The 21,124-nt window shown below is 39.7% G+C and carries 19 protein-coding genes; 14 read left to right on the top strand and 5 right to left on the bottom strand.

The window, feature by feature from the left end; genetic code table 11:
* Positions 1–67: 67 nt before the first annotated feature.
* Together HT698_RS08330 and htpX are read left to right on the top strand one after the other, a co-directional pair.
* Complete coding sequence (locus HT698_RS08330) at positions 68–628, top strand: LemA family protein (RefSeq protein WP_050234186.1); 561 nt, start codon at positions 68–70, stop codon at positions 626–628.
* A gap of 1 nt (position 629) precedes the next feature.
* Positions 630–1,529 carry a zinc metalloprotease HtpX gene (gene htpX, locus HT698_RS08325; protein ID WP_173219055.1) on the top strand — a complete coding sequence of 300 codons (900 nt, stop codon included), beginning with the start codon at positions 630–632 and terminating at the stop codon, positions 1,527–1,529.
* A gap of 148 nt (positions 1,530–1,677) precedes the next feature.
* On the opposite strand, the gene HT698_RS08320 is transcribed toward htpX, so the two are convergent.
* Positions 1,678–3,237, bottom strand: coding sequence for an ATP-binding cassette domain-containing protein (locus tag HT698_RS08320; protein ID WP_173219052.1), 1,560 nt, complete (start codon positions 3,235–3,237; stop codon positions 1,678–1,680).
* Positions 3,238–3,686: 449 nt separating this feature from the next.
* Between HT698_RS08320 and HT698_RS08315 the strand changes: the two genes are divergently transcribed.
* The 6 genes from HT698_RS08315 to carB all read left to right on the top strand — a co-directional run bounded on the left by HT698_RS08315 (position 3,687) and on the right by carB (position 11,038).
* Positions 3,687–4,229: a DUF177 domain-containing protein gene (locus HT698_RS08315; protein ID WP_088791026.1), complete on the top strand. Its 543-nt coding sequence runs from the start codon at positions 3,687–3,689 to the stop codon at positions 4,227–4,229.
* Positions 4,229–4,858, top strand: a complete 630-nt coding sequence (gene nth / locus HT698_RS08310; protein ID WP_088791027.1) for an endonuclease III — start codon at positions 4,229–4,231, stop codon at positions 4,856–4,858. Before HT698_RS08315 ends, nth begins: the two co-directional genes overlap by 1 nt.
* 210 nt (positions 4,859–5,068) lie before the next feature.
* Positions 5,069–5,590, top strand: coding sequence for a bifunctional pyr operon transcriptional regulator/uracil phosphoribosyltransferase PyrR (gene pyrR, locus HT698_RS08305; protein ID WP_088791028.1), 522 nt, complete (start codon positions 5,069–5,071; stop codon positions 5,588–5,590).
* Between the two features lie 18 nt (positions 5,591–5,608).
* The gene (locus HT698_RS08300) at positions 5,609–6,532 is read left to right on the top strand and encodes an aspartate carbamoyltransferase catalytic subunit (protein ID WP_088791029.1); all 924 of its coding nucleotides are present in this window, start codon (positions 5,609–5,611) and stop codon (positions 6,530–6,532) included.
* Positions 6,533–6,581: 49 nt separating this feature from the next.
* Complete coding sequence (locus tag HT698_RS08295) at positions 6,582–7,661, top strand: carbamoyl phosphate synthase small subunit (protein ID WP_173219049.1); 1,080 nt, start codon at positions 6,582–6,584, stop codon at positions 7,659–7,661.
* A 200-nt stretch (positions 7,662–7,861) separates the two neighbouring features.
* Positions 7,862–11,038 carry a carbamoyl-phosphate synthase large subunit gene (gene carB / locus HT698_RS08290; RefSeq protein WP_173219046.1) on the top strand — a complete coding sequence of 1,059 codons (3,177 nt, stop codon included), beginning with the start codon at positions 7,862–7,864 and terminating at the stop codon, positions 11,036–11,038.
* A gap of 69 nt (positions 11,039–11,107) precedes the next feature.
* Here the strand turns inward: carB and HT698_RS08285 are convergent, their stop codons facing one another.
* The 3 genes from HT698_RS08285 to tacF are packed head-to-tail and all read right to left on the bottom strand — an operon-like array spanning position 11,108 to position 14,219.
* A complete protein-coding gene (locus HT698_RS08285; RefSeq protein ID WP_173219043.1) occupies positions 11,108–11,917 on the bottom strand; it encodes a phosphorylcholine transferase LicD in 810 nt (269 codons plus the stop codon).
* Between the two features lies 1 nt (position 11,918).
* On the bottom strand, positions 11,919–12,722 hold the full coding sequence (locus tag HT698_RS08280; RefSeq protein WP_173219040.1) for a phosphorylcholine transferase LicD: 804 nt from the start codon (positions 12,720–12,722) through the stop codon (positions 11,919–11,921).
* Between the two features lie 9 nt (positions 12,723–12,731).
* A complete protein-coding gene (gene tacF, locus HT698_RS08275; protein WP_173219037.1) occupies positions 12,732–14,219 on the bottom strand; it encodes a type IV teichoic acid flippase TacF in 1,488 nt (495 codons plus the stop codon).
* Positions 14,220–14,658: 439 nt separating this feature from the next.
* Between tacF and HT698_RS08270 the strand changes: the two genes are divergently transcribed.
* From HT698_RS08270 to HT698_RS08250, 5 genes are read left to right on the top strand one after another with little or no spacing between them, the layout of a single operon-like run.
* Positions 14,659–15,366 carry a 2-C-methyl-D-erythritol 4-phosphate cytidylyltransferase gene (locus tag HT698_RS08270; protein WP_000638495.1) on the top strand — a complete coding sequence of 236 codons (708 nt, stop codon included), beginning with the start codon at positions 14,659–14,661 and terminating at the stop codon, positions 15,364–15,366.
* 4 nt (positions 15,367–15,370) lie between these two features.
* Positions 15,371–16,393, top strand: coding sequence for a ribitol-5-phosphate dehydrogenase (locus HT698_RS08265; RefSeq protein WP_000609877.1), 1,023 nt, complete (start codon positions 15,371–15,373; stop codon positions 16,391–16,393).
* A gap of 16 nt (positions 16,394–16,409) precedes the next feature.
* Entirely contained in the window at positions 16,410–17,279 is an 870-nt protein-coding gene (gene licA / locus HT698_RS08260) for a choline kinase LicA (protein WP_173219034.1), read from the top strand.
* Positions 17,269–18,147 carry a DMT family transporter gene (locus tag HT698_RS08255; RefSeq protein WP_166736711.1) on the top strand — a complete coding sequence of 293 codons (879 nt, stop codon included), beginning with the start codon at positions 17,269–17,271 and terminating at the stop codon, positions 18,145–18,147. The genes licA and HT698_RS08255 overlap by 11 nt, the downstream gene beginning before the upstream one ends.
* Before the next feature lie 11 nt (positions 18,148–18,158).
* Positions 18,159–18,848 (top strand): sugar phosphate nucleotidyltransferase, encoded by a 690-nt coding sequence (locus HT698_RS08250; protein ID WP_000643959.1) that lies wholly within the window; start codon positions 18,159–18,161, stop codon positions 18,846–18,848.
* A 310-nt stretch (positions 18,849–19,158) separates the two neighbouring features.
* Here HT698_RS08250 and HT698_RS08245 read toward each other — a convergent pair whose 3' ends face one another.
* Complete coding sequence (locus HT698_RS08245; protein ID WP_173219031.1) at positions 19,159–20,235, bottom strand: DUF1542 domain-containing protein; 1,077 nt, start codon at positions 20,233–20,235, stop codon at positions 19,159–19,161.
* Positions 20,236–20,900: 665 nt separating this feature from the next.
* On the opposite strand from HT698_RS08245, the gene HT698_RS08240 reads away from it, so the two are divergent.
* On the top strand, positions 20,901–21,124 hold a 224-nt coding region (locus tag HT698_RS08240), incomplete at its 3' end, for a DUF4231 domain-containing protein (protein WP_173264399.1).

Below are 21,124 nucleotides of genomic sequence, written 5' to 3'. Positions count from 1 at the left end.
TATTTTACCACAATCATTAAAAATTTGATATACTGGTACTAATCTAAAAGTAGAAAGGACTTATATAATGACTTGGATTATTCTTGGAGTTATCGCTCTTATTGTTATTTTTGTAATTGTTAGCTATAACGGTTTGGTTAAGAATCGTATGCAAACAAAGGAGGCCTGGAGCCAAATTGATGTTCAGTTGAAACGTCGAAATGACCTTTTGCCAAACTTGATTGAAACTGTAAAAGGTTATGCCAAATATGAAGGTTCTACCCTTGAAAAGGTGGCAGAACTACGTAACCAAGTGGCGGCAGCGACTTCACCATCAGAAGCTATGAAAGCTAGTGATGCCCTTACACGTCAAGTTTCAGGTATTTTTGCAGTTGCAGAAAGCTACCCAGACTTGAAAGCTAGTGCCAACTTTGTTAAATTGCAAGAGGAGTTGACAAACACAGAAAATAAAATTTCTTATTCTCGACAACTCTATAACAGTGTTGTCAGCAACTACAATGTAAAATTAGAAACTTTCCCAAGCAATATTATCGCTGGAATGTTTGGATTTAAAGCAGCAGATTTCCTTCAAACACCAGAAGAGGAAAAGGCAGTTCCTAAGGTTGATTTTAGCGGTTTAGGTGACTAAGATGTTGTTTGATCAAATTGCAAGCAATAAACGAAAAACATGGATTTTGTTGCTGGTATTTTTCCTACTCTTAGCTCTTGTTGGCTATGCAGTTGGTTACCTTTTTATGCGGTCTGGGCTTGGTGGTTTGGTTATCGCGCTGATTATCGGCTTTATCTATGCCTTGTCCATGATTTTTCAATCGACAGAGATTGTCATGTCCATGAATGGAGCGCGTGAGGTTGATGAGCAAACGGCACCAGACCTCTACCATGTAGTAGAAGATATGGCTATGGTCGCTCAGATTCCTATGCCTCGTGTTTTCATCATTGATGATCCAGCCTTAAATGCCTTTGCGACAGGTTCTAACCCTCAAAATGCGGCGGTTGCTGCGACTTCAGGTCTCCTAGCTATCATGAATCGTGAAGAACTAGAAGCTGTTATGGGACATGAAGTCAGTCATATTCGTAATTACGATATCCGCATTTCGACTATTGCTGTTGCCCTGGCCAGTGCTATCACTATGCTTTCTAGTATGGCAGGTCGTATGATGTGGTGGGGTGGTGCAGGTCGCAGACGAAGTGACGATGACCGAGATGGAAATGGCTTAGAAATCATTATGCTAGTGCTCTCCCTACTTGCAATTGTGCTGGCACCTCTCGCTGCAACCTTAGTGCAACTAGCTATTTCTCGTCAGAGGGAATTCCTAGCTGATGCTTCCAGTGTTGAGTTGACGCGCAATCCGCAAGGAATGATCAATGCTCTACGTAAGTTAGACAATAGTAAACCCATGAGTCGTCCTGTTGATGATGCCAGCAGTGCACTTTATATCAATGATCCCAAGAAAGGGGGAGGATTCCAAAAACTATTTTATACCCACCCACCTATCGCAGAGCGGATTGAACGTTTGAAACATATGTAAAATGAAGGCTGGGAAAAAGCCTTTAAAGTCTGAAAAACGCATAATATCAGGTGTGAAAACTTGATATTATGCGTTTTATTATGGGAAGATTTACTTCTTTTTCTCCTAAAATTGTGTTTTTGCCCCACCTATCTGCTATGTTGAAAATTTATAAATCTTCTAAATTAACTATCTCCAAACCGTGTTCTGTTAAGCGATAGATGATTGAACAGACCTCTTTTAAGAAACGACGGTCATGTGAAACAGTTATGAGACCACCTGGATAGGTTGCAAAGAGTTTTCTGATTTGGGGTTGAGAAGTGGGAGAAAAGTTTCGTGTGGGCTCATCCAGAAGGAGAAAGTTTGGTTTTCGTAGCACTAAATCCAAAAGCAGGAGTTTTCCCTGTTGTCCGCCAGATAAGGAGCGAATTTGATGTTGCATTTCTGGATAACTGAAATTGAGACTTGCTAAGTGAGATTGGATTTTTTGTAGTTCCTCTTTTTCTCCAGTTTTGCTGAGGTAAGCTATTGGTGATAAATTCAATTGCAGTTTTTTATGGTAATCTTGTGGCATATAACCAAGCGAAATCTCTCTTTTATCATTAAGAAGTTGCTGTAACTTGGCTAACAGAGTTGATTTTCCAATACCATTTGGGCCGATGATACCAATTTTTTCTTGGCCATGGACAGTTAGTTGTAGTTCCTGAGCCAAAACACGGTCGTCAATGGACAAATTTTCTTTTTCCAGTTGGATTAAGACTTTAGATGCCGGTAATGGCTGTATATCTGAGAAAAAAAGTCTAATTTCTTCCTCTTCAAGTGGTTTTTGGGTCATGGACTGAGCTGTCTTTTCAAAGCGTTTTTCTTGAGAGAGAACATTTTTCATCTTTTTAGCCAATAGGCGACCTGCAGTACTGTCTTTAGTAGCTCGAAGCGCAGTTTCTACATTTTGCTTGACTCGTCGATGTTTTTCCATAGTTTTATCGTAGGTTCTTTGGTCGTTAGCAGCTTGCTGGCTTTGTCTGGCAAAATTAGCCTTTCTCTGCTCACTATAGCGATCATAGTCTAAATGCTCTACTAGCGTTTCTGCTTCTTTACGGTGTTTGACCAGTCGCAAGTGAACAATAGTGTCTGCCGTTTCAGAAAGAAAGTCCTCATCATGGGAGATGAAAATAGCAGTTTGCCGAATCTTTTGAATCTGACTTTTTAGCCAATCAACCGTCTCAAGGTCTAGGTCATTTGAAGGTTCATCTAAAAATAGAATCTCAAAGGGTTTGGCTAACTCATGGATGAGCTGAATTTTCAAAGCTTCACCCCCTGATAGACTGCCAATCTCTTGGTCGCTTGCGAAACGATTGCTATCAAAATGCAATTCCTCAGCCAAACGATAGAGGATACTGTAGTCTAAATCAATAGAATCTAAAAAGAAGTAGTCGTGTAGAGTTTTCTTTTTCAGCTCCTCGGGGAGTTTTTGAGGAATGTAGGCTAGTGATTGATGGTCAGACTGGATGTCTCCCCTGATAGTGAAATCAGGCAAAGCTTCCCCCATTAAAGTTTTAAGTAAGGTTGATTTGCCATTTCCTTCCTCTCCAATAATAGCTACCTTTTCCCCATCCTGGATGGTCATGCTTAGATCAGAGACAAGGTCTCGTAAATCTTTGTTTTGTGTGATGGTCAGGTGATTGATTTTTATCATATGATTGCCCTTTCTAGAATGTCCATAGTGCATAACAAAAAGCTCTACTTTACCTAGTAGAGCCCAAAGTCTATGTCAAAAAAACTCTATGAAAATGCCAGAAAAAAGAGCATAAAAGAGCACACAAAAAGAGACAAAAACAAGATCTACTAAATAAAGGTTCTTTATTTGATAGACTTAGTTGTTCATGTCTCCCTTACCTCCGAGTATTAGTATCTTTATACTATACCTTTAAGGAAATTTTGTCAACAGAAAACTGGAAATTCTATGCTCTAAAATCCGTGTGGTAGGCATTAGTAATGAGTTCTTTGTCTTCCATGTGAGTATCTTCCTTGCTCTGATGTATTCTTGCCTATAGTATAGAACTAAAAAAATGACATAGTAAACATGTTAAAAACTCGAATGTTAATTACAAAGTTTGCTGTGCTGATTTGTAGCCTTTTCATGGTATAATCAAGAGAGTAAATCTTTATGGAGGAAGTATGAAATTAAATATTCAAGAAATTCGTAAGCAGTCTGAAGGCTTGCATTTTGAACAAGCGTTAGATTTAGTTGCTGACCTACGTGCACGTAATCAAGAAATTTTAGATGTAAAAGATATCCTTGCAGTTGGGAAAGTCCAATATGAAGACCGTATGTATTTCTTAGATTATCAGTTGTCTTATACCATTGTCCTTGCTTCAAGTCGTAGTATGGAGCCAGTTGAGTTGGCTGAATCTTATCCAGTCACAGAAGTTTTCATGGAAGGCGCAACTAACCAGCTAGATCAAGAAGTTTTAGACGATGATTTGGTCTTGCCTATCGAAAATGGAGAACTTGACCTTGCTGAGAGCGTGTCAGACAATATCCTACTAAACATTCCTATCAAGGTCTTGACGGCTGAAGAAGAAGCTGGTCAAGGTTTTGTGTCAGGAAATGACTGGCAAATCATGACAGAAGAAGAATACCAAGCCCAACAAGCGGTTAAGAAAGAAGAAAACAGTCCTTTTGCTGGCTTACAAGGACTATTTGATGGAGACGAATAATGGTCTTGTCAAAAAAACGCGCACGAAAGGTGCTAGAAGAAATTATTGCTCTTTTTCCAGATGCCAAGCCCAGTCTTGATTTTACCAATCATTTTGAACTACTAGTTGCGGTCATGTTGTCAGCTCAGACAACAGATGCAGCGGTAAATAAGGCCACACCAGGTCTCTTTGCTGCCTTTCCAACGCCACAAGCCATGTCTGTGGCGACAGAGGGTGAGATTGCTTCACATATTTCTCGCCTGGGACTGTATCGGAATAAGGCTAAATTCCTTAAAAAATGTGCCCAACAGTTACTAGACGATTTTTATGGCCAAGTTCCTCAAACACGTGAGGAATTAGAGAGTTTGGCAGGTGTTGGTCGCAAGACAGCCAATGTTGTTATGAGTGTAGGATTTGGGATTCCAGCTTTTGCAGTGGATACTCATGTAGAGCGTATTTGCAAACACCACGATATCGTCAAAAAATCAGCGACACCACTTGAGGTGGAAAAGCGGGTCATGGATATCTTGCCGCCTGAGCAGTGGTTAGCAGCTCATCAGGCCATGATTTATTTTGGAAGAGCCATTTGCCATCCTAAAAATCCAGAGTGTGACCAGTACCCACAGTTATATGATTTTAGCAATTTATAAGATGGGGTTTCAAAAGTTTTTGCTTGATTTTAGGCTCGCTTTGTGCTATAGTAATTGATAATTAAATATTCCTTTAAACCTGTCCCGTGAGGCAGGCAAGGAGCGTGATAAAGTAGAAGGGTGAAGTCTATACTGTTTGTAGTAGGGCTTACTTAGCTATACATTTCAAGTCTCCTTGTTTAAGGAGACTTTTCTTTTTGGAGGTTTGTCATGAAGACAAAAGAAGTTGTAGACGAATTGACCGTCAAACGAGCGATTACGCGTATTACTTATGAGATTATCGAACGCAACAAAGATTTGAATAAAATCGTCTTGGCTGGTATTAAAACTCGCGGTGTCTTTATCGCCTACCGAATCCAAGAACGTTTGGAGCAGCTAGAAAATCTTTCAGTTCCTGTTGTGGAATTAGATACTAAACCTTTCCGTGATGATGTTAAAAGTGGAGAAGATACTTCTTTGGTTTCTGTAGATGTGACAGACCGTGAAGTTATCTTGGTGGATGATGTGCTTTATACAGGCCGTACCATCCGCGCTGCTATTGATAATATTGTAGGTCATGGTCGTCCTGCGCGCGTGAGTTTAGCAGTTCTAGTCGATCGTGGACATAGAGAATTGCCAATCCGTCCAGATTACGTTGGAAAAAATATCCCAACTAGTCGTTCTGAAGAAATCATCGTAGAGATGGCAGAACTTGATGGCCAAGACAGAGTTCTGATTACTGAAGAAGCTTAGAAAGCTAAAGGAGTAGCCATGTCAGAAAATCAACAAGCATTGAACCATGTGGTGTCCATGGAAGACCTCACTGTCGATCAAGTGATGAAATTGATCAAGCGAGGAATTGAGTTTAAAAATGGAGCCCAGCTTCCTTATGAAGACCATCCGATTGTTTCCAATCTTTTCTTTGAGGATTCTACACGGACGCATAAGTCCTTTGAAGTGGCAGAGATTAAACTGGGGCTGGAACGACTTGACTTTGATGTGAAGACTAGTTCGGTTAATAAGGGTGAGACACTTTATGATACCATTTTGACTTTGTCTGCTTTAGGAGTGGATGTCTGTGTGATTCGCCACCCAGAGGTTGACTACTACAGAGAGTTGATTGCTAGTCCTACGATTACGACTTCCATCATCAATGGTGGAGATGGTTCGGGCCAACACCCTAGCCAGAGCTTGCTTGATTTGATGACTATTTATGAGGAATTTAGTCACTTTGAGGGTCTCAAGGTTGCGATTGCAGGTGACTTGGACCACTCGCGCGTTGCCAAATCTAATATGCAGATTTTGAAACGCTTGGGAGCTGAACTCTTTTTCGCTGGACCTGAGGAATGGAGAAGTCAAGAGTTTGCAGACTATGGACAGTTTGTAACCATTGATGAAATCATTGATCAGGTGGATGTCATGATGTTTCTTCGTGTGCAACATGAACGTCATGATAGTGGAGCTGTCTTTTCAAAAGAAGACTACCATACCCAACATGGCTTGACTCAAGAACGTTACGATCGTTTGAAAGAAACAGCAATCCTCATGCACCCAGCTCCAGTCAACCGTGATGTAGAAATTGCAGACCATTTGGTTGAAGCACCAAAATCACGGATTGTCCAACAAATGACCAATGGTGTCTTTGTTCGAATGGCAATCTTAGAATCCGTACTGGCGAGTAGAAACGCCAACTAAAACACAAGACGTTAAAAGACGCCAGTGAGCGTCCACGAGAGGTGAGAATATGACAAAAAGACTTCTAGTATTAGAAGATGGCACAGTTTTTGAAGGCAAGGCCTTCGGAGCAGATATTGATGTAACAGGCGAAATCGTCTTTAATACAGGGATGACCGGCTACCAAGAATCCATTACAGACCAGTCTTATAATGGACAAATCTTGACCTTTACTTATCCTTTGGTAGGAAATTATGGAATCAACCGTGATGACTACGAATCCATTATTCCAACTTGTAAGGGAGTCGTTGTTTTTGAAGAAGCGCGTAGAGCAAGCAACTGGCGCAACCAAATGACCTTGGATGAATTTTTGAAAGCCAAGAAAATTCCAGGTATTTCAGGAATTGATACGCGTGCCCTTACCAAGATTATCCGTAAGCATGGTACCATGCGTGCAACCTTGACCCATGTTGGGGATAGCATGGATCATGTGACGGACCAGCTCCAAGCAACAGTCTTGCCGACAGATAATATCAAACAGGTTTCTACTAAAACTTCCTATCCAGCTCCAGGAGTTGGTTTGAGCGTGGTTCTAGTGGACTTTGGTCTCAAGCACTCAATCCTACGTGAACTTTCTAAACGCAACTGTAACGTGACCGTGGTTCCATACACGACAACGGCTGAAGAAATTCTCCATCTTAATCCTGACGGAGTGATGTTGTCAAATGGACCGGGAAATCCAGAAGATGTTCCCCAAGCACTGGATATGATTCGCGGTGTGCAAGGGAAAATTCCAATTTTCGGTATTTGTATGGGGCACCAACTCTTTGCCATGGCAAACGGGGCTAAGACTTACAAGATGAAGTTTGGTCACCGTGGATTCAACCATGCGGTACGCGAAATTGCTACAGGACGCGTAGATTTTACCAGCCAAAACCATGGTTATGCAGTCAGCCGTGAGGATTTGCCAGATCATTTAATCATTACCCATGAAGAAATCAATGACAAGTCAGTTGAAGGTGTGCGTCACAGATACCAACCTGCTTTCTCTGTTCAATACCATCCAGATGCAGCCCCTGGTCCACACGACGCAAGCTACCTATTTGATGAGTTTATCGAGATGATGGAAGCTTTTAAACAATCAAACTAAGAACGAGTAAAAGCTCGTCGGAGAATTTATTTAATGTCGCCCTGTGAGGCGACGAATAGAAAGGAGAAGATACATTGTTCGCGGAAGTGAACACGCCCTAAGAACTGTGTGAAAAAGATAAACATCGTCTTGACGCTGAAGGCGTCTGCACCGAGTTTCCTATTTTCACTGTGTTCTTTACGGGCTTTGTATCATAAACTATGCCTAAACGTACTGATATTCAAAAAATTATGGTGATTGGTTCTGGTCCGATTATTATTGGTCAAGCTGCTGAGTTTGACTACGCTGGGACCCAGGCTTGCTTGTCTTTGAAAGAGGAAGGTTATGAGGTGGTTTTGGTTAATTCAAACCCTGCAACCATCATGACGGACAAGGAGATTGCGGACAAGGTTTATATTGAACCGATTACACTTGAGTTTGTGACTCGTATTCTTCGTAAGGAACGTCCAGATGCCTTGCTACCAACACTCGGTGGGCAAACTGGTCTTAATATGGCCATGGAATTGTCTAAAAATGGTATCCTTGATGAGCTTGGTGTTGAGCTTCTGGGAACTAAATTATCTGCTATTGACCAAGCGGAGGATCGTGACCTCTTTAAACAATTGATGGAAGAGCTCAACCAACCAATTCCAGAATCTGAAATTGTCAACACAGTCGAAGAAGCAGTTGCCTTTGCAGCGACAATTGGTTACCCAGTTATCGTTCGTCCAGCCTTTACCCTTGGTGGTACTGGTGGTGGTATGTGTGCCAACGAGGAAGAATTGCGTGAAATCGCTGAAAATGGGTTGAAATTGTCACCTGTCACCCAATGTTTGATTGAGCGTTCGATTGCTGGCTTCAAGGAAATCGAATACGAAGTCATGCGTGACTCAGCTGACAATGCTTTGGTTGTTTGTAACATGGAAAACTTTGACCCAGTTGGGATTCACACAGGGGATTCCATCGTATTTGCTCCTGCACAAACCATGTCAGACTATGAAAACCAAATGCTACGTGACGCGAGCTTGAGCATCATTCGTGCCCTCAAGATTGAAGGGGGATGTAACGTTCAGCTAGCCCTTGATCCCCACAGCTTCAAGTACTATGTCATCGAAGTAAACCCTCGTGTATCGCGTTCGTCAGCCCTTGCTTCTAAGGCGACAGGTTACCCAATTGCCAAATTGGCTGCTAAGATTGCCGTCGGTTTGACCTTGGATGAGGTTATTAACCCAGTCACGGGTTCAACCTATGCCATGTTTGAGCCAGCCCTTGACTACGTTGTTGCCAAGATTCCACGTTTCCCATTTGACAAGTTTGAAAAGGGTGAGCGCCGTCTTGGTACTCAGATGAAGGCGACTGGAGAAGTCATGGCAATTGGTCGTAACATCGAAGAATCTCTCCTTAAGGCCTGTCGTTCCCTTGAAATTGGTGTTCACCATAATGAAATGCCTGAACTTGCAGCAGTTTCTGATGATGCCTTGATTGAAAAAGTTGTTAAAGCCCAAGATGACCGTCTCTTCTATGTGTCAGAAGCCATTCGCCGTGGTTACACACCAGAGGAAATTGCTGAATTGACTAAGATTGATATCTTCTATCTGGATAAACTCTTGCATATCTTTGAAATTGAGCAAGAATTAGGTGCCCATCCACAAGATTTAGAAGTTTTGAAAACTGCCAAACTCAATGGATTTTCAGACCGTAAGATTGCTGAACTCTGGAATACTACAGCTGACCAAGTTCGCCAACTTCGCTTGGAAAACAAGATTGTCCCAGTCTACAAGATGGTAGATACTTGTGCGGCAGAATTTGATTCTGAAACACCATACTTCTATTCAACCTATGGTTGGGAAAACGAGTCTATCAAGTCTGATAAGGAATCCGTTCTAGTTCTAGGTTCTGGTCCAATCCGTATCGGTCAAGGGGTCGAGTTTGACTACGCAACTGTTCATTCAGTTAAGGCTATTCAGGCGGCTGGCTATGAAGCCATTATCATGAATTCAAACCCAGAGACCGTTTCTACAGACTTCTCTGTGTCTGACAAGCTCTACTTTGAGCCATTGACTTTCGAAGACGTTATGAATGTTATCGACTTAGAGCAACCAAAAGGGGTAATCGTTCAGTTTGGTGGTCAAACAGCCATCAACCTTGCGGAGCCATTGGCAAAAGCAGGTGTGATCATACTTGGTACACAGGTTGCTGACTTGGATCGGGCTGAAGACCGTGACCTCTTTGAGCAAGCACTTAAAGATTTGGATATTCCACAGCCACCAGGACAAACGGCTACCAATGAAGAAGAAGCAGTTCTTGCAGCTCGCAAGATTGGCTTCCCAGTTCTTGTCCGCCCATCTTATGTACTTGGTGGACGTGCCATGGAAATCGTTGAAAACGAAGAAGACCTTCGTTCTTATATGCGTACTGCGGTTAAGGCAAGTCCAGACCACCCTGTTCTTGTTGACTCTTATATCGTCGGACAAGAGTGTGAAGTCGATGCCATTTCAGACGGACAAAATGTCCTCATCCCAGGTATCATGGAGCATATTGAACGTGCTGGTGTCCACTCAGGTGACTCAATGGCCGTTTACCCACCACAAACCTTGTCGCAAAAGGTGCAAGAAACAATCGCAGACTATACTAAACGCCTAGCAATCGGTCTTAACTGCCTTGGAATGATGAACATCCAGTTTGTCATCAAGGATGAAAAAGTCTATGTTATTGAGGTCAATCCACGTGCTAGCCGTACGGTGCCATTCCTTTCTAAGGTAACCAATATCCCTATGGCTCAAGTAGCAACCAAGCTCATTCTTGGTCAAAAACTTGAAGAACTTGGCTACCAAGATGGACTTTACCCTGAAAGTACCCGCGTTCATATCAAGGCACCTGTCTTCTCCTTTACCAAACTAGCGAAGGTAGACAGCTTGCTTGGTCCTGAAATGAAGTCAACAGGAGAAGTTATGGGTTCTGATACGACTTTAGAAAAAGCTCTCTATAAGGCTTTTGAAGCTTCTTACTTACACTTGCCAACTTTTGGTAACGTTGTATTTACCATCGCTGATGATGCCAAAGAAGAAGCCTTGGACTTGGCTCGTCGTTTCCAAAATATTGGCTATGGAATCCTTGCGACAGAAGGGACAGCAGCCTTCTTTGCCAGTCATGGATTGCAATCCCAACCTGTTGGTAAGATTGGTGATGACGATAAGGATATTCCAAGCTTTGTTCGTAAAGGAAGAATCCAAGCTATCATTAATACAGTTGGAACCAAACGAACTGCTGACGAAGATGGTGAGCAAATCCGTCGTTCAGCCATTGAACACGGAGTGCCCCTCTTCACAGCCCTAGATACAGCTAATGCCATGCTTAAGGTACTTGAAAGCCGTAGTTTTGTCACAGAAGCGATTTAAATAGAAAAAAGAGAAGGTGTAACGATCTTCTCTTTTTTGTTATATTTTTTCTTGTAAACTACTGATTAATCAGCTTTTGCGATAAGCTTTAATGCTATGACTATACCACTCTTGCATTTCTTTTGATGGTGGTGTCATATAATCCCCATACATCTGGGTTAAAAATTGGTCATATTTTTTTGGAACTGGTAACATACGGCCCTCAAACTCAGTTAAAATCAGTTCTTTAAAGGTATCAACTGGGAAGATTTCTTTCATTCCTTCTTTACCAATACCAACTCCTCCCTCATATTGAGGAGTGTTGGTTTCAGCATTTTTGACTAGCTGATCAATTTTCTTGTAGAAGTAACGAGGATTGACAAATCGGAGGGCGTACCAGCTACATAATCTTAGAAAATCTTTTAATTTGCTATCACCGTGAACTGCGCGTGATTTTTTGATATAGGCTAGTTGACGAAGGGCTACATACTTATAACTCTTATCGACAATGCTCAAGTCTGTAAATCGATCAATTGGGAAGACATCGATAAAGAGACTGGTGTCATGACGCTTGTACTTAACATGGTCTTCGATAACAGTAGAAGTATCCAAAATCGATGCGAAATTATGGAAGTACCAAGAAGAAGTGTCGTAGGAAAGAACCTTGTAGCGAGGGTGATTTTCTTCTTCAATAATCTTCAGTAAACGCTCATAATCCTCACGATAGAGAGAAATATCAATATCATCATCCCATGGAATCATACCTTTGTGGCGGATAGCTCCAAGCATGGTTCCATAACTGAGAAAATAAGGAATATCATGTTTCTTACAAGTCTCATCAATATAGTCTAGCAGGGCTAGTTGAATTTCTTTAATTTCTTTTTTTTCTAAATACTGCATCCTAATCCTCCAATTTATAAGCGTGAAATTCATGACTGTAGAAGCGTTTTTCTTCTGGTGGTAGGGTCATATAATCTCCATAAAATTGTGTCAAAATAGTATCAAATTTTTCAGGTGCTGGAAGGCTTAAATTTTCAAAGGGTAAATCAATTGTTTTATCAAAGGTACCACTTGGGAAGACTTCCTTTTCCTTAAATTTAGAAGGGATAAAAGCCATATACTGCCCATTATCACGACTATATTTTTGAATTTCTTTCTCGATTTTATTTGCGAAATAACGAGGAGAAACCGGTCGAAGGAGTAACCAGAAGGCTGTTCGTATCCAATCTTTTAAAAGGCTATCCTTATAGACAATATTTTTATGTTTACTGAAAGACAGAAGTTTGAAGCTTTCCAGTTTATAACAAGTATCAATGACCTTAGGATCATCAAAACGATCCATAGGGAAAATGTCGATAAAGACACCAGACTCATAGGTTTTTGTATTTCGAGTATCGATGATTTTAGTCGTACTGTCGGTTATTTTGATAAAGTTGTTAAAGTAATTCTTATCTGTCTCTAAGGATAAGAGTTTGTATTTGCTTTTTTCCTTTTGAAAAATGTTAATAAATCGTTGATAGTCTTCTCGAGGCATAGATAAATCAATATCGTCGTCCCAAGGGATAAAGCCCTGATGTCGAACTGCCCCAATCAGAGTACCGTAGTTAATAATATAGTTGATATTGTGCTTTTTACAGAGAGTATCAATATAATCCAAAATTTCTAATTCAATCTGTTTGGCATCTTCAATGGTTAGTTGTTTCATTTTAAACTCCTATGATCTTTTGAATTTATTTTTTAAGGCTAGGACATGGTTTAAAAATTCATAGAAAATGCTATCTTTGGTGAAGGCAAGTAGACCAATATAAGAGATGGCTGATAGCAAGACAATCAAACCAGTATTAATCAAAAATGGCAAATTAATGATCATATCCACAGGATACAAGAAATTAATTAGGAAATAAATTCCTACAAAGGAAAGTGAAAAGAGCGAGTATCGAACAGTATAGCTAAAGATATGTCCCAAGTGAATAAGCTGTTTTCTATGGATGAAAATGATATAGAAAACAAGTAGAGAGGCCTCTGATAGCATAGTTGTCAGTAAGTAGTATTCAGGAGCCACGATATGGTTGAAAAAGAGGAGACTATTTAAGCCCAAATTGAGTAGCCCAGCAAAGACTGTGTAAACTGTGATACGTTTTTCATAGCCATTTGTAAAGAGAATTTGGGAACCAAGAATGGTATCTAGTGCCAGGATAATCGTCCGAAAAGCGAAGAGAGAGGTTAAGATACCACCTCCGATATATTTTTCACTACCGTAAAGTAGGATGGCATTTGGTCCTAAAACCATGAGTCCAAAGCTGAGTGGGATGATAAAGAAGTTAAAGATTCGACTGCCCCTGTTAACCAGAGAAACATAGGCTTCTTTGTCTCCTTTACCCAAATAGTAACTGAGACGAGGCACACTCACTCCAATTGCACCTGTTACAACCCCAGCTATAACGGTCACAATTCGCTGAGCCATGGTATAGTAACTAACGTTGACATCAATCCCTGTTTTAACGAGGAAGAGACGATCCAAAAAAGTGAAGAGCATATTGGCATTGGCAAAGACCAACATGGCTGTTAAAGGGAGAAAGAGCGGTTTAAAATCACTTAGGTGGATTTTAACAAGCTTAATGTCTCTTTTAATCCAAAAATAACTAATCAGATAGTTAATTAGTGTCGATAAACTCATCACAAGTGTATAGACAACAATATCGTGTTCATTTTTAACAAATAAGAAAATAGAGACCAGCATCAGGATACGGATGAAGGCAGTTTTGTAAAAGAGAAAACTGTAATTTTCTAGAGCTTCATTGACCCATTCGATTGAAAAAATCTGGGCAATGAGTTGAATCCCCATAACAAGGTAGACTTTTTTGATGATTGGATTATCAGTAAAGAAGAGAGGATAAGCTAGGATATAGACAGCAGTGGTCAAAATTGTACAAGCTATGCACAAATAAAAAAGACTAGAGAAGGTTCTATTCAGATCTTTTTTGTTATCCTTAACATTACTGATGGCCCGTAAACCGTAGTTATAGACTCCATAAGTTGCGAAGGGCAAGAAAAATGACAAAATAGTGTCAACTGAATTGAAGTAACCATAGTCAGTTCGATCCAAGACACGCGCGACATAGGTTCCAGTTAGAATGGGAAAAATAATATTCAAGACACGAATTCCCATATAAGATAGAGCATTTAATTTTATACTTTTCATTCAATTTACCTCGTTTTTCATTATATCATAAAGTCAGCTAATAAGAAATGAAGGGCAGTAATACTCTTCGAAAATCTCTTCAAACCACGTCAGCGTCGCTTTACCGTACTCAAGTACAGCTTACGGCTAGCTTCCTAGTTTGCTTTTTGATTTTCATTGAGTATAAGTCAAGTAATCACTTTGAAGTTTTAAATTTTTATTTTAAGTTTTCTTTAAGGAAAGTATATTATTCTGGAGAACTCTAAAATTTCACAGCCATTTATTGATAATGACTACAGAATTCCTAGTCATTATTAGAAATGGACTAGTTTCTTTGAATAATGGAACTGCATGATCCTCCTATTCTAGAACGGGAGGGTCGGTATTTCTTTCATGATAGGACTAGATTGTGGTATAATAGAGAGAATAAGTTTTTTTAGTAAGACAAAGGAGAAAATAGATGATTTATGCAGGAATTCTTGCTGGTGGAACTGGCACACGCATGGGAATCAGTAACTTGCCAAAACAATTTTTAGAGCTAGGTGATCGACCTATTTTGATTCATACAATTGAAAAATTTGTCTTGGAACCAAGTATTGAAAAAATTGTAGTTGGGGTTCATGGAGACTGGGTTTCTCATGCAGAAGATCTTGTAGATAAATATCTTCCTCTTCATAAGGAACGTATCATCATTACAAAGGGTGGTGCTGACCGCAATACAAGTATTGAGAAAATCATTGAAGCCATTGATGCTTATCGTCCGCTTACTCCAGAGGACATTGTTGTTACCCACGATTCTGTTCGTCCATTTATTACACTTCGCATGATTCAGGACAATATCCAACTTGCCCAAAATCATGACGCAGTGGACACAGTGGTAGAAGCGGTTGATACTATCGTTGAAAGCACCAATGGTCAATTCATTACAGATATTCCAAATCGTGCTCACCTTTATCAAGGACAAACACCTCAAACATTCCGTTGCAAGGACTTCATGGATCTTTACGGTTCTCTCTCTGCTGAAGAGAAGGAAATCTTGACAGATGCATGTAAAATCTTTGTCATTAAAGGAAAAGATGTAGCCTTGGCCAAGGGTGAATACTCAAATCTGAAGATTACAACCGTAACAGATTTGAAGATTGCAAAAAGTATGATTGAGAAAGACTAGTAAAATGATTAATCAAATTTATCAACTAACTAAGCCTAAGTTTATCAATGTCAAATATCAGGAAGAGGCTATTGACCAAGAAAATCATATCCTTATCCGTCCCAACTACATGGCGGTCTGTCATGCGGATCAGCGTTACTACCAAGGGAAACGTGATCCCAAGATTTTGAACAAAAAGCTTCCAATGGCAATGATTCACGAGTCATGTGGAACCGTTATTTCTGACCCGACAGGAACCTACGAGGTTGGGCAAAAAGTTGTCATGATTCCCAATCAGCCTCCTATGCAGAGTGATGAAGAATTCTATGAAAACTACATGACAGGGACCCATTTCTTGTCTAGTGGCTTTGATGGCTTTATGAGAGAGTTTGTTTCTCTCCCTAAAGACCGTGTGGTGGCTTATGATGCTATCGAAGATACGGTTGCAGCCATTACAGAGTTTGTCAGTGTTGGCATGCACGCTATGAATCGTCTATTGACCCTTGCTCATAGCAAGCGGGACCGAATCGCCGTTATCGGAGATGGAAGTTTAGCATTTGTGGTTGCCAATATTATCAACTATACTTTGCCAGAAGCAGAGATTGTGGTTATTGGTCGTCATTGGGAAAAATTGGAGCTTTTCTCATTTGCCAAAGAATGCTATATTACTGATAATATTCCTGAAGATTTGGCCTTTGACCATGCTTTTGAGTGTTGTGGTGGTGATGGTACTGGACCAGCTATAAATGACTTGATTCGCTACATTCGTCCTCAGGGAACGATTCTCATGATGGGAGTTAGCGAATATAAAGTCAATCTCAATACACGCGATGCCTTAGAAAAAGGTTTGCTCTTGGTTGGTTCCTCTCGTTCTGGTCGCATTGATTTTGAAAATGCAATCCAAATGATGGAAGTCAAGAAATTTGCCAATCGTCTTAAAAATATCCTTTATCTAGAAGAACCTGTGAGAGAAATTAAAGATATTCACCGTGTCTTTGCAACCGATTTAAACACAGCCTTTAAAACTGTGTTTAAGTGGGAAGTATAGGTGCTGGAGGTTAATTGTGGAGAAAATCATTAAAGAGAAAATTTCTTCCCTACTTAGTCAAGAAGAGGAAGTCCTCAGTGTTGAACAACTGGGGGGAATGACCAATCAAAACTATTTGGTCAAAACAACAAATAAGCAGTACATCGTTAAGTTCTTTGGTAAAGGGACAGAAAAACTGATCAATCGTCAAGATGAAAAGTATAATCTTGAACTACTTAAAGATTTAGACCTAGATGTAAAAAATTACCTTTTTGATATTGAAGCTGGTATCAAAGTTAATGAGTATATCGAATCTGCGATTACGCTTGATTCAACGTCAATCAAGACCAAATTTGACAAAATTGCTCCAATATTACAAACTATTCATGCTTCTGGCAAGGAATTAAGAGGAGAATTTGCTCCTTTTGAAGAAATCAAAAAATACGAATCCTTAATTGAAGAAAAAATCCCTTATGCTAACTATGAAGCAGTTCGAGAAGAAGTCTTTTCCTTAGAGAAAAGACTGGCTGACTTAGGTGTTGACAGAAAATCTTGTCATATCGATTTGGTTCCTGAAAACTTTATCGAATCACCTCAAGGACGTTTATATCTGATTGACTGGGAATATTCATCAATGAATGATCCAATGTGGGATTTGGCTGCTCTCTTTTTAGAGTCTGAATTCACTCGTCAAGAGGAAGAAGCCTTCTTATCTCACTATGAGAGTGAGCAAACACCTGTCTCTCGTGAAAAGATTGCCATTTATAAAATTTTACAAGATGCTATTTGGAGTCTATGGACAGTCTATAAAGAAGAACAAGGCGCAGATTTTGGCGACTATGGTGTGAGTCGTTACCAAAGAGCTGTTAAAGGTTTGGCTTCTTATGGAGGTTCAGATGAAAAATAAAAATGGAGTTTCTTTTGGTCTACTCTCAGGTATTTTCTGGGGTTTAGGTCTAACGATTAGTGCTTATATCTTTTCGATTTTTACAGATTTGTCGCCCTTTGTGGTGGCCGCTGCTCATGATTTTTTGAGCATCTTTATCTTACTAGCTTTTCTTTTAGTGAAAGAAGGGAAAGTTCGTCTCTCAATTTTCTTAAATATTCGCAATGTTAGCGTGATCATCGGAGCCTTGCTAGCAGGCCCTATCGGTATGCAGGCCAATCTTTATGCGGTTAAGTATATCGGAAGTTCCTTAGCTTCATCTGTATCGGCTATTTACCCTGCGATTTCAGTTTTATTGGCTTTCTTCTTTTTAAAGCACAAGATTTCAAAAAATACTGTGTTTGGGATTGTCTTGATTATTGCAGGGATTATTGCTCAGACCTATAAGGTTGAACAGGTCAATTCCTTCTACATTGGTATTCTCTGTGCTTTGATTTGTGCTATTGCATGGGGAAGCGAGAGTGTTCTAAGCTCTTTTGCTATGGAAAGTGAACTGAGTGAAATCGAAGCCCTCTTGATTCGTCAAGTGACTTCATTCTTATCTTATCTTGTGATTGTGCTCTTCTCTCATCAGTCATTTGCTGCAGTGGCCAATGGACAATTGCTAGGTCTCATGATTGTCTTTGCAGCCTTTGATATGATTTCCTACTTGGCTTATTATATCGCTATCAATCGCTTGCAACCAGCCAAGGCTACAGGCTTGAACGTGAGTTATGTAGTTTGGACTGTCTTGTTTGCAGTTGTTTTCTTGGGTGCACCGCTAGATATGCTGACCATTATTACGTCACTTGTCGTCATTGCTGGAGTTTATATTATTATTAAAGAATAAAGGAGATTCGTGTGAAAGCCATTATCTTAGCAGCGGGATTGGGAACTCGCTTGCGTCCTATGACTGAAAATACCCCTAAAGCCTTGGTTCAGGTTAATCAAAAACCCTTGATTGAATACCAAATTGAGTTTCTAAAAGAAAAAGGGATCCATGACATCATTATCATAGTTGGTTACCTTAAAGAACAATTCGATTATTTAAAAGAGAAATATGGAGTTCGCCTCGTTTTCAATGATAAATACGCTGACTACAATAACTTTTACTCTCTCTATCTTGTAAAAGAAGAATTAGCTAACAGTTATGTTATTGATGCTGACAATTATCTCTTTAAAAATATGTTCCGCAATGATTTGACACGTTCTACTTATTTTAGTGTTTATCGTGAAGATTGTACCAACGAATGGTTCTTGGTCTATGGAGACGACTACAAGGTTCAAGATATTACTGTTGATAGCAAGGCTGGTCGTATCCTTAGTGGTGTATCATTCTGGGATGCTCCAACAGCAGAAAAGATTGTCAGCTTTATCGACAAGGCTTATGCAAGTGGTGAATTTGTTGATCTCTACTGGGATAATATGGTTAAGGATAATATCAAAGAGCTAGATGTCTATGTTGAAGAATTAGAAGGCAATAGCATCTATGAGATCGATAGTGTCCAAGACTATCATAAATTAGAAGAAATTCTTAAAAACGAAAATTAAAGATTTTGTATGTGAGTTATAGTCTCGATAAAAATAGTTACATCAAAATGAAATAGGAATTGGGCGAATCAATTGGGGAAGTCAAATTAATGTGTTCGTATCCTATTTCAATCTATTATACAAGAAAAGTGCAAATAAAAAATCTCCAGATTAGGAACCGTCAGTGAGTTCTCTAGTCTGGAGATTTTTCAATATACTTCGTTATTGGGCGGTTACGATTTACTATAAATGAGTATAAAATTGAGTTTTGTCTAGCTTCTAGCTCATTCATTTGTTGTCTTAGATAACTCGCGTCCCACTTGACCATCTTTTAAACAATTAATCTCGGAAACAGCGCTATTCTTAGCCGTGTCAATACTATTTTGATCTTGGCTTGGTCAATTTGAGGTGTTGAATCGTATTCTTTGGACTCTATGGCTGCTTTCACAGCATTCTCCTCTTTCGTAAGATGTTGGATACCATTAATCGTAGCCTTCTTCTCGTTAGCTTTTGTCTGTAGTTCTTGCTTAGCCCCATCCCTATCAATTGGTGCTGTAGCTCTAACGCTATTTGTCGAGAATCCAGACTTCATTCCTTCAGAATAGACAGTATCTGTCCCTTTATGGACATAAGCAACCACTACTCTGACATCTCCTTCGCCAAGTTTTGAATCTCGGTATTCAGGTGGAACAAAATTAAAAGTTCCAGAAACGGTGACACGTGTCTTTGCTATGGTATGGTAGCCCTGAGCCTCATTGTTATAGCTATAAGGATTAGGTGAACCACCACGTACTAAATAAGCCATCAACTCAGCGCCATCTGGTGTGTTACCAGGTTCCGCTTTTACACCAATAGTTCCCGAAATTATCGGCTTAGTCTCGGCTTTACCTTCTAACTCCTTATTAGTTGTCGTAATCCTCGCATCAGGTAAAGGTCTAGCAATAGTTAGTGTATTCTGATTTGTATTTCCTGAAGAATCTGTCGCAACAACCGTTACTCTGGTGTAACCATGCCTATCAACCGGCATTCTTCCTCGCAAATCTACATATCCCAATCCATTTGTAAGAGTTAATCCTGTCGCTGATAGTCCTGTGCCTTCCAGACCATTAACTGTAATACTCCTAACGGTCTTACCACTGAAAGATTTGACGGTTATTCGGAGGTTATTTCCAAAGGCTTCACCTGTACTTAGCGTTCGTAGAGTTTCTTCGCTATATTGTGGAACACTAGTTGTACCCTTACCGAATCCTATTTTCAAGGAATTATCAACGGATCTCGCTTTCCTAGATTTAGGAATGTCGCTACTACCTTTTTCAACACCATTCTTTAATTGGGCTACCTTTTTATACTCCTCAAGTGCAGCATTAAAGACCTCCTGATTGACAAGCCCATTTTCTGATTGCCCCAATGCTTCGTTGAATTTATCATAGGCTTCCTTGAGTTTTTGGACTTGTTCTGGATTTTCAGTGCTGGTCTTCAGTTCTTGGAGGAGTTTATGAATTTTGTCCGATAGAGGATAGCTTCCTCTACCTAAATAGGAGATTTTAACTTTGATTTAACAGAGATAGAATCATAATAAGAATGATACAGCAAACTGAAGCTAGAATAGTAGACCTTGTTTTCTAAAATATTGTTAAAAATTAGTTTGAATTTCTCAACTAATTTTATTCAGTTACTACTTTATTATGCTATAAAAAATCAAACGCTCCCTTCTCATGATGGCAAAAACAAGCATGTAATAAAAAATTAATAATTCTGACATTTTAAGATACAGAGCTTGCCATCATTGATAAAATCAGCTACCATGAGTAAGTAAGTAAGTAAGTAAGTAAGTAAGTAAGTAAGTAAGTAAGTAAGTAAGTAAGTAAGTAAGTAAGTTTTTTTGTCCCGATTATGATATAATGATTAAATCAGGTGAATTTTGCTAGTAGGAGAAGCGATATTTTGCCACTAGATATAAACATGAGACTTCCTTTCCAAAATAACATGACAACATTATTAATATTTGCTAAACCTACTAGACAGTTATCCTAGTTTTTTGAATAGAATGAATAGATAAAAGGGGTTACGAACATGACGCCAGAAGAAATGTATCTGACAGATCGATTGGATGTACAGATAGCTTATTTTTTAAAGAAAAGCGTTCAACATCGTAGACGCTATAAGGTATTAAAAATAACAGAAATCGTGGCAGGTTTTCTCATAGCTGTTTTTTGTGCTATTCCTATGCCAGGTGATCGCTACCGTTTGATTTCGGTTGCCTTGTCCAGTTTAGGTTTGCTGTGTGAGGGGATTCT

It is taken from the genome of Streptococcus sp. 3109, assembly GCF_013276905.1.
Taxonomy (GTDB): domain Bacteria; phylum Bacillota; class Bacilli; order Lactobacillales; family Streptococcaceae; genus Streptococcus.
This window is presented reverse-complemented; position numbering and strand designations above follow the sequence as displayed.

Coding starts and splice junctions, on each gene's coding strand:
- HT698_RS08295 (WP_173219049.1), top strand. CDS start 6,582: ATGACAAAAAGACTTCTAGTATTAGAAGATGGCACAGTTTTTGAAGGC.
- HT698_RS08285 (WP_173219043.1), bottom strand. CDS start 11,917: ATGCAGTATTTAGAAAAAAAAGAAATTAAAGAAATTCAACTAGCCCTG.
- nth (WP_088791027.1), top strand. CDS start 4,229: ATGGTCTTGTCAAAAAAACGCGCACGAAAGGTGCTAGAAGAAATTATT.
- HT698_RS08315 (WP_088791026.1), top strand. CDS start 3,687: ATGAAATTAAATATTCAAGAAATTCGTAAGCAGTCTGAAGGCTTGCAT.
- HT698_RS08255 (WP_166736711.1), top strand. CDS start 17,269: ATGAAAAATAAAAATGGAGTTTCTTTTGGTCTACTCTCAGGTATTTTC.
- HT698_RS08265 (WP_000609877.1), top strand. CDS start 15,371: ATGATTAATCAAATTTATCAACTAACTAAGCCTAAGTTTATCAATGTC.
- HT698_RS08280 (WP_173219040.1), bottom strand. CDS start 12,722: ATGAAACAACTAACCATTGAAGATGCCAAACAGATTGAATTAGAAATT.
- HT698_RS08300 (WP_088791029.1), top strand. CDS start 5,609: ATGTCAGAAAATCAACAAGCATTGAACCATGTGGTGTCCATGGAAGAC.
- HT698_RS08330 (WP_050234186.1), top strand. CDS start 68: ATGACTTGGATTATTCTTGGAGTTATCGCTCTTATTGTTATTTTTGTA.
- pyrR (WP_088791028.1), top strand. CDS start 5,069: ATGAAGACAAAAGAAGTTGTAGACGAATTGACCGTCAAACGAGCGATT.
- htpX (WP_173219055.1), top strand. CDS start 630: ATGTTGTTTGATCAAATTGCAAGCAATAAACGAAAAACATGGATTTTG.
- carB (WP_173219046.1), top strand. CDS start 7,862: ATGCCTAAACGTACTGATATTCAAAAAATTATGGTGATTGGTTCTGGT.
- HT698_RS08270 (WP_000638495.1), top strand. CDS start 14,659: ATGATTTATGCAGGAATTCTTGCTGGTGGAACTGGCACACGCATGGGA.
- HT698_RS08320 (WP_173219052.1), bottom strand. CDS start 3,237: ATGCACTATGGACATTCTAGAAAGGGCAATCATATGATAAAAATCAAT.
- tacF (WP_173219037.1), bottom strand. CDS start 14,219: ATGAAAAGTATAAAATTAAATGCTCTATCTTATATGGGAATTCGTGTC.